The organism is Rhizobium sp. 05N430 (assembly GCF_056396985.1).
Map to the genome: position 1 here is coordinate 57,230 of NZ_JBFTMO010000014.1, position 13,313 is coordinate 70,542.

At 60.9% G+C, this 13,313-nt stretch carries 12 protein-coding genes; all 12 read left to right on the plus strand.

Translation table 11 applies throughout. The features are described from left to right. Positions 1 to 211: 211 nt before the first annotated feature. The 12 genes from nuoG (at position 212) to AC1DJO_RS23560 (ending at position 13,206) form a co-directional block, all read left to right on the plus strand. A complete protein-coding gene (gene nuoG, locus AC1DJO_RS23505) occupies positions 212 to 2,293 on the plus strand; it encodes an NADH-quinone oxidoreductase subunit NuoG (protein WP_477973161.1) in 2,082 nt (693 codons plus the stop codon). Positions 2,294 to 2,305: 12 nt separating this feature from the next. Continuing rightward, entirely contained in the window at positions 2,306 to 3,349 is a 1,044-nt protein-coding gene (gene nuoH / locus AC1DJO_RS23510) for an NADH-quinone oxidoreductase subunit NuoH (protein WP_112389678.1), read from the plus strand. Between the two features lie 40 nt (positions 3,350 to 3,389). After that, positions 3,390 to 3,881, plus strand: a complete 492-nt coding sequence (gene nuoI / locus AC1DJO_RS23515) for an NADH-quinone oxidoreductase subunit NuoI (RefSeq protein ID WP_112389679.1) — start codon at positions 3,390 to 3,392, stop codon at positions 3,879 to 3,881. Between the two features lie 143 nt (positions 3,882 to 4,024). Then, positions 4,025 to 4,639 carry an NADH-quinone oxidoreductase subunit J gene (locus AC1DJO_RS23520; protein ID WP_112389680.1) on the plus strand — a complete coding sequence of 205 codons (615 nt, stop codon included), beginning with the start codon at positions 4,025 to 4,027 and terminating at the stop codon, positions 4,637 to 4,639. A gap of 24 nt (positions 4,640 to 4,663) precedes the next feature. Continuing rightward, positions 4,664 to 4,972, plus strand: a complete 309-nt coding sequence (nuoK, locus tag AC1DJO_RS23525; protein ID WP_018900202.1) for an NADH-quinone oxidoreductase subunit NuoK — start codon at positions 4,664 to 4,666, stop codon at positions 4,970 to 4,972. Positions 4,973 to 4,979: 7 nt separating this feature from the next. After that, complete coding sequence (gene nuoL, locus AC1DJO_RS23530) at positions 4,980 to 6,977, plus strand: NADH-quinone oxidoreductase subunit L (RefSeq protein WP_112516957.1); 1,998 nt, start codon at positions 4,980 to 4,982, stop codon at positions 6,975 to 6,977. Further along, the gene (locus AC1DJO_RS23535) at positions 6,977 to 8,488 is read left to right on the plus strand and encodes an NADH-quinone oxidoreductase subunit M (RefSeq protein WP_477973164.1); all 1,512 of its coding nucleotides are present in this window, start codon (positions 6,977 to 6,979) and stop codon (positions 8,486 to 8,488) included. The genes nuoL and AC1DJO_RS23535 overlap by 1 nt, the downstream gene beginning before the upstream one ends. A gap of 18 nt (positions 8,489 to 8,506) precedes the next feature. Continuing rightward, on the plus strand, positions 8,507 to 9,952 hold the full coding sequence (gene nuoN / locus AC1DJO_RS23540) for an NADH-quinone oxidoreductase subunit NuoN (RefSeq protein WP_112389751.1): 1,446 nt from the start codon (positions 8,507 to 8,509) through the stop codon (positions 9,950 to 9,952). Next, positions 9,952 to 10,716, plus strand: a complete 765-nt coding sequence (locus AC1DJO_RS23545) for a biotin--[acetyl-CoA-carboxylase] ligase (protein ID WP_112537412.1) — start codon at positions 9,952 to 9,954, stop codon at positions 10,714 to 10,716. Before nuoN ends, AC1DJO_RS23545 begins: the two co-directional genes overlap by 1 nt. A 9-nt stretch (positions 10,717 to 10,725) precedes the next feature. Continuing rightward, positions 10,726 to 12,396, plus strand: a complete 1,671-nt coding sequence (locus AC1DJO_RS23550) for a ribonuclease J (RefSeq protein WP_112389684.1) — start codon at positions 10,726 to 10,728, stop codon at positions 12,394 to 12,396. Positions 12,397 to 12,400: 4 nt separating this feature from the next. Further along, complete coding sequence (gene mce / locus AC1DJO_RS23555) at positions 12,401 to 12,805, plus strand: methylmalonyl-CoA epimerase (protein ID WP_477942101.1); 405 nt, start codon at positions 12,401 to 12,403, stop codon at positions 12,803 to 12,805. Between the two features lie 119 nt (positions 12,806 to 12,924). Continuing rightward, complete coding sequence (locus tag AC1DJO_RS23560; protein ID WP_477973166.1) at positions 12,925 to 13,206, plus strand: DUF1467 family protein; 282 nt, start codon at positions 12,925 to 12,927, stop codon at positions 13,204 to 13,206. Positions 13,207 to 13,313 lie beyond the last annotated feature (107 nt).

The following is a 13,313-nucleotide window of genomic DNA, read 5'->3' on the forward strand; positions in this document are numbered from 1 at the left end:
CCCAAGCGGCCGGAGGGAATAAGGCAGGCATGACGGGGCAGGGGCCTCGTTCACGGCAGGCCGATCGGGTCTCGGGTTCCCCGGGGCCGGGGAAAGACAATTTGGGCGACGCCGATGCCTGCGGGGACGAAATCCCGCCTGGCAGCGGTCATGTTGCAGAATAGGTTTGTTTGCCGCCATCCGGCGAACGGGAAACAGGACTTGAGTGACGATGGCAAAACTGAAGATTGACGGCAACGAGATCGAGGTCCCGGATCACTACACGCTCATCCAGGCGTGTGAGGAAGCCGGCGCTGAAGTTCCGCGCTTCTGCTTCCATGAGCGGCTGTCGGTCGCCGGCAATTGCCGTATGTGCCTCGTCGAGGTCAAGGGCGGCCCGCCGAAGCCGCAGGCTTCCTGCGCCATGGGTGTCCGCGATATTCGCGGCGGCCCGAACGGCGAGCTGCCTGAAGTTTTCACCAACACGCCGATGGTCAAGAAGGCCCGCGAAGGCGTGATGGAATTCCTGCTGATCAACCACCCGCTGGATTGCCCGATCTGCGACCAGGGCGGCGAGTGCGACCTGCAGGACCAGGCGATGGCCTTCGGCATCGACACCTCGCGCTATCAGGAAGACAAGCGCGCCGTCGAGGACAAGTATATCGGACCGCTCGTCAAGACGGTCATGAACCGCTGCATCCACTGCACGCGCTGCGTCCGCTTCACCACCGAAGTTGCCGGTATCTCTGAGCTCGGCCTGATCGGCCGTGGCGAAGATGCCGAAATCACCACCTATCTCGAGCAGGCGATGACCTCGGAGCTGCAGGGCAACGTTGTTGACCTCTGCCCGGTCGGCGCACTGACCTCCAAGCCCTTCGCTTTCACGGCCCGCCCGTGGGAACTAAACAAGACGGAATCGATCGACGTCATGGACGCGCTCGGTTCGGCGATCCGCGTCGATACCCGCGGCCGCGAAGTCATGCGCGTCATGCCGCGCGTCAACGACCAGATCAACGAAGAGTGGATCTCCGACAAGAGCCGCTTCATCTGGGACGGCCTGAAGACGCAGCGCCTCGATCGTCCTTACGTCCGCAAGAGCGGCCGCCTGCAGCCGGCAACCTGGGCCGAAGCCTTCGGCGCCATCAAGACGGCAGTGGCTGGCACGACCGGCGAGAAGATCGGCGCGATTGCCGGCGACCTCTCCACAGTCGAAGAAATGTACGCGCTGCAGGAACTGGTAAAGTCGCTCGGTTCCGAGAACCTCGACTGTCGCCAGGATGGGGCGGCACTTGATCCGTCGCTCGGCCGCGCAAGCTACATCTTCAACCCGACCATCCAGGGCATCGAAGAAGCCGACGCGCTGCTGATCATCGGCGCCAACCCGCGCTTCGAAGCGGCCGTTCTCAACGCCCGCATCCGCAAGCGCTGGCGCCGCGGCGGTTTCCCGATCGGTGTGATCGGCGAAGCCGGCGACATGCGCTACGATTACGAATATCTCGGCGCTGGCCCGGATACGCTGAAGGATCTCGTCGACGGCAACCATGCCTTCGCCAAGGTTCTTGCTGATGCCAAGAAGCCGCTGATCATCATCGGCCAGGGTGCTCTCTCGCGTGTTGATGGTGCCGGCGTTCTCGCCAGCGCCGCCAAGCTCGCAGGCACGGTCGGTGCTGTTGCCGACGGCTGGAACGGTTTTGCAGTCCTGCACACGGCAGCGGCCCGCGTCGGTGGCCTCGACCTCGGCTTCGTGCCGGGCGCCAAGGGCGTCAACGCTGCGGACATGCTGTCCTCCATGGACGTGCTCTTCCTTCTCGGCGCAGACGAACTCGATTTCACCAGGAAAGCCGCGAAGTTCACGGTCTATATCGGCTCGCATGGCGACCAGGGCGCGCATAACGCCGACGTCATCCTTCCGGCTGCTGCTTATACCGAAAAGTCCGGTACCTGGGTCAACACCGAAGGCCGCGTCCAGATGGGCAACCGCGCCGGTTTCGCACCGGGCGACGCCCGCGAAGACTGGGCGATCCTGCGTGCGCTTTCCGACGTGCTCGGCAAGAAGCTTCCCTTTGATTCGCTTAGCGAATTGCGCGGCAAGCTCTATGCGGCATTCCCGCATTTCGCAGCCATCGACGAGATCGCCGAAAGCGACAGCGCCAAAATTGCCGCAGTTGCGAAAAAAGCCGGGAAGATGAACAAATCCGGGTTTGCTTCACCGGTCAAAGACTTCTATTTGACGAACCCGATCGCGCGCGCCTCGGCTGTCATGGCCGAGTGCTCGGCATTGGCCCGCAACAACTTCAAAGTCGCGGCAGAGTAAGGGCAGGGGACTATGGAATCGTTTGTTTCAACTTATGTCTTGCCTGGCCTCATCATGGTCGGTCAGTCGCTGCTCATGCTCGTCTGCCTGCTGGTCTTCATCGCATACATCCTGCTTGCCGACCGTAAGATCTGGGCTGCCGTTCAGCTGCGCCGTGGACCCAATGTGGTTGGTCCCTTCGGTCTTTTCCAGTCCTTCGCTGACCTTTTGAAGTTTGTCTTCAAGGAGCCGGTTATTCCGGCCGGCGCCAACAAGGTCGTCTTCCTGCTGGCCCCGCTGGTCACCGTGCTTCTGGCGCTGTCGACCTGGGCGGTCGTGCCGGTTGCCAACGGCTGGGTTATCGCCAACATCAATGTCGGCATTCTCTACATTCTGGCGATCTCGTCGCTCGAAGTGTACGGCATCATCATGGGCGGCTGGGCTTCGAACTCGAAGTACCCGTTCCTCGGCGCGCTCCGCTCGGCAGCGCAGATGGTTTCGTATGAAGTCTCGATCGGCTTCGTCATCGTCACCGTTCTTCTCTGCGTGGGTTCGCTGAACCTGACGGATATCGTCATGTCGCAGCAGACCGGCCTCGGYACCAAGCTCGGCCTGCCCAGCTCGTTCCTCGACTGGCACTGGCTGTCGTTGTTCCCGATGTTCATCATCTTCTTCATCTCGGCGCTGGCTGAAACCAACCGTCCGCCCTTCGACCTTCCTGAAGCGGAATCGGAACTGGTTGCCGGCTTCATGGTCGAGTATGGCTCCTCGCCATACATGATGTTCATGCTCGGCGAATATGCGGCCATCTGCCTGATGTGCTCGCTGACGACGATCCTGTTCCTCGGCGGCTGGCTGCCTCCGGTCGATTTCTGGCTGATCAATTGGGTCCCGGGCATCATCTGGTTCATGCTGAAGTCGTGTTTCGTGTTCTTCATGTTCGCGATGGTCAAGGCTTTCGTGCCGCGCTACCGCTATGACCAGCTGATGCGCCTCGGCTGGAAGGTCTTCCTTCCGCTGTCGCTCGCCATGGTCGTCATTGTTGCATTCGTGCTGAAGCTGATGGGATGGGCATGATCATGTCCTTCCTCGTTTCCAGCAAATTTGGAGGTTGAAGATGGCCAGCTTGTCCAACGCCGTCAGCTCGCTGTTCCTCAAGGAATTCGTCGGCGCATTCTTTCTGTCGATGCGCTACTTCTTCAAGCAGAAGGCGACGATCAACTACCCATTCGAAAAGGGTCCGGTCTCTCCGCGTTTCCGCGGCGAACACGCACTGCGCCGTTATCCGAACGGCGAAGAGCGCTGCATCGCCTGCAAGCTCTGCGAAGCGATCTGTCCCGCTCAGGCGATCACCATCGAGGCCGGCCCGCGCCGCAATGACGGCACGCGCCGCACCGTGCGTTACGACATCGACATGGTGAAGTGCATCTATTGCGGCTTCTGCCAGGAAGCTTGCCCTGTTGATGCGATCGTCGAAGGCCCGAATTTCGAATTCGCCACCGAGACCCGCGAAGAGCTTTACTTCGACAAGCAGCGGCTTCTCGACAATGGCGACCGGTGGGAACGTGAAATCGCGCGCAACATCGCGATCGACGCTCCGTACCGTTGATTGAAATTTGAAATGCCGCAGGGCTGGCACTCGCCGCCCGCGGTCAACATGCACCGGAGCTTTGCCGGCCCTTCAGGGGTGACGAAGCTTCATCGGGCAGGGAAACTCCCGGCTGCCCGGGGGAAGATGAAAAAGGCACCAACATGGGTCTGCAGGCTCTATTTTTCTATCTTTTCGCCTTCGTCGCGATAGCGTCGGCGTTCATGGTCATCTGGGCAAAGAACCCGGTTCACTCGGTTCTGTTCCTGATCCTGACCTTCTTTAACGCCGCGGGCCTCTTCCTGCTGCTCGGCGCCGAGTTCCTGGCGATGATCCTGCTCGTCGTCTATGTCGGCGCGGTCGCGGTTCTCTTCCTCTTCGTGGTCATGATGCTCGACATCGACTTCACGGAGCTGCGCGCGGGCGTTCTCGAATATGCGCCGATCGGCGCACTGATCGGCCTGATCCTCGCAGCCGAACTGATCGTTGTCGTCGGCGGCAGCGTGATTTCGCCCGAGATCGCCAAGACCGTCGCCATGCCGATCCCGGCGCTGACGGAACGCACCAATACGGCGGCTCTCGGCGACGTGCTCTATACGAATTACGTCTACTTCTTCCAGATCGCCGGGCTGGTGCTTCTGGTCGCCATGATCGGCGCGATCGTGCTGACGCTCAAGCATCGCACGAATATCCGCCGCCAGAATATTTCCCAGCAGGTTGCCCGCACGCCGGCGACCGCCGTCGAGGTGGTCACCGTCAAGCCGGGGCAGGGTGTCTAAGGACAGGTATAAGGAACAAAGAACATGGTCATCGGTCTTTCCCACTACCTGACGGTCAGCGCCATCCTCTTCACGCTCGGCGTTTTCGGCATCTTTCTGAACCGCAAGAACATCATCGTCATCCTGATGTCGATCGAACTCATTCTGCTCGCGGTCAATATCAACATGGTCGCCTTCTCGTCGTTCCTCAACGACATCGTCGGCCAGGTCTTTGCACTTTTCATTCTGACCGTTGCGGCTGCAGAAGCGGCCATCGGTCTTGCAATTCTCGTTGTCTTCTACCGTAACCGCGGTTCGATCGCGGTCGAAGACGTCAATATGATGAAGGGCTGAGCGGCTCATGTTCCTCTATAAGGCTATCGTCTTTCTTCCCTTGATCGGCGCGATCATTGCCGGCCTTTTCGGCCGCGCGATCGGCGCCAAGGCATCGGAATACGTCACCAGCGGCCTGATGATCATCACCGCCGCTCTCTCCTGGTATGTGTTCTTCACGGTGGCGCTCGGCCATCCGGAAGGCGCCATCAAGGTGGAAGTGCTGCGCTGGATCCAGTCCGGCGGCATCGACGTCTCCTGGTCGCTGCGCATCGATACGCTCACCTCCGTCATGCTGATCGTCGTCAACACGGTCTCGACGCTGGTGCACATCTACTCGATCGGATACATGCATCATGATCCGCATCGCCCGCGTTTCTTCGCCTATCTGTCGCTCTTCACCTTCGCCATGCTGATGCTGGTGACCTCCGACAACCTGCTGCAGATGTTCTTCGGCTGGGAAGGCGTGGGTCTGGCCTCGTATCTCTTGATCGGCTTCTGGTTCAAGAAGCCGTCCGCTTCGGCAGCCGCGATGAAGGCCTTCATCGTCAACCGCGTCGGTGACTTCGGCTTCGTGCTCGGCATTGCCGGTGTCTTCGTGCTGTTCGGCGCCATCAACTTCGACACGATCTTCGCTAACGCAGCGAACTTCGCGCCGCATGAAGGTGCGGAAGCTGCCAGCGAAGTGGTTCTGAACCTCTTCGGCATGCAGCTCGACAAGACGCATGCGCTGACGGCCGTCTGCCTGCTGCTGTTCATGGGCGCCATGGGTAAGTCGGCGCAGTTCCTGCTGCACACCTGGCTCCCGGACGCGATGGAAGGCCCGACCCCGGTTTCGGCGCTCATTCATGCCGCAACCATGGTTACCGCCGGTGTCTTCCTCGTCGCCCGCATGTCACCGCTGTTCGAACTGTCGCATGATGCCCTGACCGTCGTCACCATTATCGGCGCGATCACCGCCTTCTTCGCGGCAACGGTCGGTCTGGTCCAGAACGACATCAAGCGCGTCATCGCCTATTCCACCTGCTCGCAGCTCGGCTACATGTTCGTGGCGCTCGGAGTAGGGGCCTATGGCGCGGCGATCTTCCATCTCTTTACGCACGCCTTCTTCAAGGCTCTGCTGTTCCTTTGCGCCGGTTCGGTTATCCACGCCGTCGATGGCGAACAGGACATGCGTTACATGGGCGGCCTGCGTCCGCACATCAAGGTAACGTTCTGGATGATGATGATCGGCACGCTCGCCATCACCGGCGTCGGCATTCCTTTCACGCCGTTCGGCTTTGCAGGCTTCTTCTCGAAGGACGTCATCATCGAAGCTGCCTACGCGTCGCATTCGCCGGCCGCAGGCTTCGCCTTCACGATGCTCGTCATCGCCGCGCTGTTCACCAGCTTCTATTCCTGGCGCCTGATCTTCATGACCTTCTTCGGCAAGCCGCGCGCTTCCCACGAAGTCATGCATCACGTCCATGAATCGCCGCAGGTCATGCTGGTGCCGCTCTATATCCTCGCGATCGGCGCCGTCTTCGCAGGCTTCCTCTTCGAAGGCCGCTTCTACGGCGAAGAATATGCCGAGTTCTGGAAGGGGGCGCTGTTCACCTCCAAGGAGAACGAGCTGCTGGAACACTTCCATCACGTTCCGGCTCTGGTGGCTCTGAGCCCGTTCATTGCCATGGTCGTCGGCTTCGTGATCGCCTGGTACATGTACATCAAGTCGCCTTCGACGCCGCGGGTTCTCGCCCAGCAGCATCGCGTGCTCTACCAGTTCCTCTTGAACAAGTGGTACTTCGACGAACTCTACGACTTCCTCTTCGTCCGCTCGGCCAAGGCTCTTGGCAAGTTCCTGTGGCAGAAGGGCGATGTCGGCGTCATCGATACCTACGGTCCGAACGGCATTGCCGCCCGCGTCGTCGATGTGACGAACCGCGTGGTCCGCCTGCAGACCGGTTACCTCTATCACTACGCCTTCGCGATGCTGATCGGCATTGCAGCGCTCGTTACCTGGATGATGCTCGGGAGTTCCTTCTGATGACCGATTGGCCTATTCTTACAACGGTCACCTTCCTGCCGCTGGTCGGCGTGGTGCTTCTGCTGCTGATGAATGAAAACGGCCCGAACGGCCGCCGGAACGTGCTCAACATCTCGTTGTTCACGACCATCGTCACGTTCCTGCTGTCGCTTCTGATCTGGATCGGCTTCGATAACGCCAATCCGGGATTCCAGATGATCGAGAAGCACGCCTGGCTCGGCACCGGCATCGGCTATCACGTCGGTGTCGACGGCATCTCGATGCTTTTCGTCATCCTGTCGACCTTCCTCATGCCCTTCTGCGTGCTGGCCAGCTGGCTCTCGGTCGAGAAGCGCCTGAAGGAATACATGATCGCCTTCCTCATCCTCGAAGTGATGATGGTCGGTGTCTTCGTGTCGCTCGATATCGTGCTGTTCTACGTGTTCTTCGAAGCAGGCCTGATCCCGATGTTCCTGATCATCGGCGTCTGGGGCGGCGCGAACCGCGTCTATGCAAGCTACAAGTTCTTCCTCTACACGCTGCTTGGCTCTGTGCTGATGCTGCTCGCCATCATGGCAATGTACTGGCAGGCCGGCACGACCGATATCTCGGCGCTGCTCGCCTACAAGTTCCCGCCGCAGATGCAGACGTGGTTATGGCTGGCCTTCTTCGCCTCATTCGCGGTGAAGATGCCGATGTGGCCCGTCCACACCTGGCTTCCCGATGCGCACGTTCAGGCCCCGACGGCTGGCTCCGTCATCCTGGCAGGCGTGCTCCTGAAGCTCGGCGGCTACGGCCTGATCCGCTTCTCGCTCGGCATGTTCCCGGTGGCGTCCGATTTCTTCGCGCCGATGGTTTTTGCCTTGTCGGTCATCGCCATCATCTACACCTCGCTGGTGGCGATGATGCAGAACGACATCAAGAAGCTGATCGCCTATTCGTCGGTGGCGCACATGGGCTATGTCACCATGGGCATCTTTGCCGCCAACATGCAGGGCGTTCAGGGCTCGATCTTTCAGATGCTGTCGCACGGCATCGTCTCGGGCGCGCTCTTCCTCTGCGTCGGCGTTGTCTACGACCGTACCCATACCCGCGAGATCGCGGCCTATGGCGGCCTCGTCAACAACATGCCGAAATACGCAGTGGCGATGATGGTCTTCACCATGGCCAATGTCGGTCTTCCCGGCACCTCCGGCTTCATCGGCGAATTCCTCACCCTGATCGGCGTCTTCCGTGCCAACACCTGGGTTGCGCTGTTTGCTGCCACCGGTGTCATCCTTTCGGCCGCCTACGCTCTGTGGCTCTATCGCCGCGTGATCTTCGGTGCGCTGGAGAAGGAAAAGCTGAAGGCGCTTCTCGATCTGTCGCCGCGTGAGCAGCTGCTGCTCTACCCGCTGATTGCGCTGACCATCCTCTTCGGTGTCTATCCGGCACCGGTCTTCGATGCGACGGCCGCTTCGGTGGATCTGCTGGTGAATAACTATACGGCCGCCGTACACGCAGCGCAGAACGTTGCGCTTTCGATGAATTGATGACGGGACTATTTGGACATGACCGCTGAAACCATTCTTGCAAGTCTGCATCTCGCCGCGCCGGAGCTGATCCTCGCGGTAGGCGCCCTTGTCCTTCTGATGATCGGCGTCTTTGCGGGCGAGCGTTCCGGGCGCATGGTGAGCGTGCTCGCCATGATCCTGTTTGCCGCCTCGGCGCTCTGGCTGATCTTCATCCCGTCCACGGGCCTTGCCTTCGGCGGTGTGTATCAGGCGGACGGCTTCTCCCGCTTCATGAAGGTTACGGCGTTGACCGGCTCCTTCGTGGCGCTGTTCATGTCGCTCGGCCTTGCCAAGGAAAACCAGCTCGACAAGTTCGAGTTCCCGGTTCTCCTCGTGCTCTGCACGCTCGGCATCATGCTGATGATCTCGGCAAACGACCTGATCGCTCTCTATCTCGGCCTCGAGCTGCAGTCGCTGGCGATCTATGTCGTCGCTGCGATCAACCGCGACAGCGTCAAGTCGACCGAAGCCGGCCTAAAGTATTTCGTCCTCGGCGCGCTCTCCTCGGGCATGCTGCTCTACGGCATGTCGCTGGTCTACGGCTTCACCGGCCACACGCATTTCGCCGACATCGCCCAGGCGCTGAATGTCGAAGGTGCGCGGTCGTTGGGCCTGATCTTCGGTCTGGTCTTCATCCTCGCCGGTATCGCCTTCAAGATCTCGGCCGTGCCGTTCCACATGTGGACGCCTGACGTTTACGAGGGTGCACCGACCCCGGTCACCGCCTTCCTCGCCAGCGCCCCGAAGGTTGCCGCCATGGCCATGATGACCCGCATCGTCATCACCGCCTTCCAGCCGATCATGGCGGACTGGCAGCAGGTCGTCGTCTTCATCTCGATCGCCTCGATGCTGCTCGGTTCCTTTGCCGCGATCGGCCAGAAGAACATCAAGCGACTGATGGCCTATTCGTCGATCGGTCACATGGGCTATGCGCTGGTCGGCCTCGCCGCCGGCAACCAGACGGGCGTCTCCGGCGTCATGCTCTACATGGTCATCTACATGGTGATGACGCTCGGCTCCTTCGCGATCATCATGTCGATGCGCCGCAAGGATGGCACCGTCGTCGAAGGCATCGATGATCTCGCGGGCCTCTCCAGCACCAACCCGTTCATGGCGACCGTGCTGACGATCCTGATGTTCTCGCTGGCCGGCATTCCGCCGATGGCAGGCTTCTTCGCGAAGTACTTCGTCTTCGTCGCCGCCATCGAAGCCAAGCTCTATGCGCTGGCGATCATCGGCGTGCTCGCCTCCGTCGTCGGCGCTTACTACTATCTGCGCGTCATCAAGCTGATGTGGTTCGATGAAGCCAAGGGTGAGTTTGCTCGCGTCTCCGGCGCTCTCAAGCTGGTCTACGGTCTCTCCGGCCTGTTCGTTCTCGCCTATGTTCTCATCGGCGGTCCGATCGGCGGTGCGGCTGAGCTCGCGGCAGCGACGCTGTTCTGATGGTGTCTCCCATGCGCCGCCGGATATCGCTCGGCGATTTCCGGCATGAAGCGCTGCCGGAGACCCCGTCGACCAACACGGAATGCCTTGCCCGGGCCCGGGCAGGGGACAGCGGCCTCCTCTGGGTGACCGCCGTCAGGCAGACCGGCGGCCGCGGCCGCCGTGGACGCCCCTGGGTTTCCGAACCCGGCAATCTCTACGCCTCTCTTCTTCTGATCGATCCGGCGCCGATGGAGCGCATGGGCTCTCTGCCGCTGGCGATTGCCGTCGCCGTGCATCAGGCCGTTCGCATGGTGCTGCCGCCGGCCGCCGAGCCGCTCGAAGTCAAGTGGCCGAACGACATTCTGATCGGCCGCAAGAAGACCTGCGGCATCCTCGTCGAGGGCGAGCAGCTGCCGGATGGCCGCTATGCGCTGGTGATCGGCATCGGTATCAATGTCTCCGTCATGCCCGACAATCCGATGTATCCGGTGACCTGCATCAGGGAACAGGGCGGCAGGGCTTCCCCTGAGGAACTGTTTGCCCATCTCTATGCCTCGATGGCCGAGGTTCTGGATATCTGGAACGAGGGCCGCGGCATCCGGGAGATTACCGCGCGCTGGCGCGATGTCGCCTGCGGCATTGGCGAGAAGATTACGGTGAATTTGCCGGACAGGTCGATTTCCGGCCAATTCGCCGGAATTGATGATAATGGGCTGTTGATGCTCGATACCGGCGCAGGCAGGATACTGCAGATCGCTGCCGGTGATGTTTTCTTTGGATAGTAGGACCTAATGGCGAAACAGGACGAACTGGTATTTCTTCCGCTGGGCGGCGTCGGCGAGATCGGCATGAATCTCGCGCTGTACGGCTACGGCCCCGCGGATCATCGCCAGTGGATCATGGTCGATTGCGGCGTGACCTTCCCGGGTCCCGATCTGCCGGGTGTCGATCTGGTGCTCCCCGATATCCGCTTTCTCGCCAAGGAGCGAAAGAGCCTCAAGGCCATCATCATCACCCATGCCCACGAAGACCACTACGGTGCACTGGCCGATCTCTGGCCGGGCCTGAACGTCCCGGTCTACGCCTCGCCGTTCACGGCCGGGCTTCTCGAAGCCAAGCGCAATTTCGAGAAGGACGCGATCGGCGAAGTGCCGGTGACGATCTTCAAGGCGGGCGATACGATCAATGTCGGCCCCTTCAGCATCGAAGGCGTCGCCGTCAACCACTCGATCCCCGAGCCTATGTCGCTGATGATCCGCACGCCGCTCGGTAATGTCATCCATACCGGTGACTGGAAGATCGACCACGAGCCGTCGCTCGGGCCGTTGACCGACGAGACCCGCTTCCGCCAACTCGGCGACGAAGGCGTCCTGGCGCTGATGTGCGATTCCACCAACGCGCTGCGCGATGGTGTCTCGCCATCCGAAAAGGATGTTTCCGCCAGCCTGCGCAAGATCATCGAGAATGCCGAAGGACGCGTGGCGATCACCACATTCTCCTCGAATGTCGGCCGTATCCGTACCGTCGCCGAGGCAGCAGAAGCCGCCGGCCGCGAGATCCTGCTGCTCGGTAGTTCGCTGAAGCGTGTCGTCGATGTCTCCCGCGAGCTGGGCCTGATGGAAGGCGTCAAGCCGTTCATCGCCGAAGACGAATACGGCTATATCCCGCGTGACAAGGTCGTGGTCATCCTGACCGGCAGCCAGGGCGAGCCGCGCGCAGCGCTCGCCAAGCTGTCGCGGGACGAGATGCGCAATGTGGCACTGGCCGCCGGCGATATCGTGGTCTTCTCCTCGCGCGCCATTCCCGGCAACGAGAAAGCCATTCAGGACATCAAGAACGGCCTCGTCGAGCAGGGCATTCACATCATCACTGACAGCGAAGCGCTGGTTCATGTCTCCGGCCATCCGCGCCGCAACGAACTGCAGAAGATGTACCAGCTGGTGCGGCCGAAGATTCTCGTGCCTGTGCACGGCGAGGCAACGCATCTGACGGCGCACAAGGAATTGGCCGAACAGTCGGGCATCGCAAGCGTTCCCCGTGTGCGTAACGGCGACGTGCTGCGCCTGGCGCCGGGTCCGGCCCAGGTTATCGACGAAGCGCCGCATGGCCGGATCTACAAGGACGGCTCGCTGATCGGCGATTTCGAGGAAATGGGCATCGGCGATCGCAAGAAGCTCTCCTATGTCGGCCATGTTGCCGTCAACGTGCTGCTGGACAGCCGCTTCGACATCATCGGCGAGCCGGATGTCGTGGCCATCGGCCTGCCTGTCTACGACGACGAAGGCGATGAACTCGAGGATACGCTTTATGACGCCGTCGTCGGCGCCATCGAGAGCATTCCGCGCGCCCGCCGCAAGGATCTGGACATGGTGCAGGAGGCCGCGCGCCGCGCCGTGCGCTCTGCCGCAAACCATGCCTGGGGCAAGAAGCCGGTTGTGACTGTCTTCCTCAGCAAGGTCTGACCTTATGCTCGGCCGCGTCAATCACATCGCGCTTGCCGTCCCCGATCTCGCTGCGGCCAGCGCCAGCTATCGTGATACCCTGGGTGCCAGGGTATCACAGCCGCAGGCCCTGCCTGACCACGGCGTCACCGTCGTCTTTGTCGAGCTCGAGAATACCAAGGTCGAACTGCTGGAGCCGCTCGGCGATGCTTCGCCGATCGCAGCCTTCCTCGAAAAGAACCCTGCCGGCGGCATGCACCATATCTGCTACGAGGTGGCGGATATCATTGCTGCCCGTGACCAGTTGCTGACATCAGGGGCGAGGGTGCTGGGCAACGGCGAACCGAAAACCGGCGCCCATGGCAAGCCAGTGTTGTTCTTGCATCCCAAGGATTTCTTCGGGACGCTGATCGAACTCGAGCAGGTTTAAGTCTGCTGCGGCAGAGTGACCTATTCCCCAGCTGAGCGCGCGGCGTGATTTGAGCTTCGCGCCAATCCACTCTATAAGGCGCAGCGTTGCGATGGTCGTAACGCGATTTGGAACCCACCATGCTGCAGATTTTCTTACAGGGCTTCGCCGTCTATTTCATCGTCTGGTGGATCACGCTTTTCGCCGTCCTGCCGATCGGTCTGCGCACGCAGGCGGATGACAACGAGGTGGTGCTCGRCACCATTCCAAGTGCGCCGACGCGCTTCCGCGCGCTCTTCGTATTCTCGACGACGACGGTGGTTTCGGCGATCGTCTACGGCGCTTGGTACTTCTCGTCGACCTACTTCGGCTGGGGGTTCGACGCCCTGCCGCAGATCGGCCCGGCCTTCAATATCGAATAGGGCTTTTGCTCAATCTTTGAGCATATGTGTTAGCTGTCGAGGAAATGCCGTCATACGGCTGTCATCAAGATGATGCAAAGAGCTCACGCGGCGGCAAGAGCATCTGC

Bases quoted from the DNA above. Each gene is read 5' to 3' on its own strand.
- nuoG (WP_477973161.1), top strand. From the start codon at position 212: ATGGCAAAACTGAAGATTGACGGCAACGAGATCGAGGTCCCGGATCAC.
- nuoI (WP_112389679.1), top strand. From the start codon at position 3,390: ATGGCCAGCTTGTCCAACGCCGTCAGCTCGCTGTTCCTCAAGGAATTC.
- AC1DJO_RS23520 (WP_112389680.1), top strand. From the start codon at position 4,025: ATGGGTCTGCAGGCTCTATTTTTCTATCTTTTCGCCTTCGTCGCGATA.
- nuoK (WP_018900202.1), top strand. From the start codon at position 4,664: ATGGTCATCGGTCTTTCCCACTACCTGACGGTCAGCGCCATCCTCTTC.
- nuoL (WP_112516957.1), top strand. From the start codon at position 4,980: ATGTTCCTCTATAAGGCTATCGTCTTTCTTCCCTTGATCGGCGCGATC.
- AC1DJO_RS23535 (WP_477973164.1), top strand. From the start codon at position 6,977: ATGACCGATTGGCCTATTCTTACAACGGTCACCTTCCTGCCGCTGGTC.
- nuoN (WP_112389751.1), top strand. From the start codon at position 8,507: ATGACCGCTGAAACCATTCTTGCAAGTCTGCATCTCGCCGCGCCGGAG.
- AC1DJO_RS23545 (WP_112537412.1), top strand. From the start codon at position 9,952: ATGGTGTCTCCCATGCGCCGCCGGATATCGCTCGGCGATTTCCGGCAT.
- AC1DJO_RS23550 (WP_112389684.1), top strand. From the start codon at position 10,726: ATGGCGAAACAGGACGAACTGGTATTTCTTCCGCTGGGCGGCGTCGGC.
- mce (WP_477942101.1), top strand. From the start codon at position 12,401: ATGCTCGGCCGCGTCAATCACATCGCGCTTGCCGTCCCCGATCTCGCT.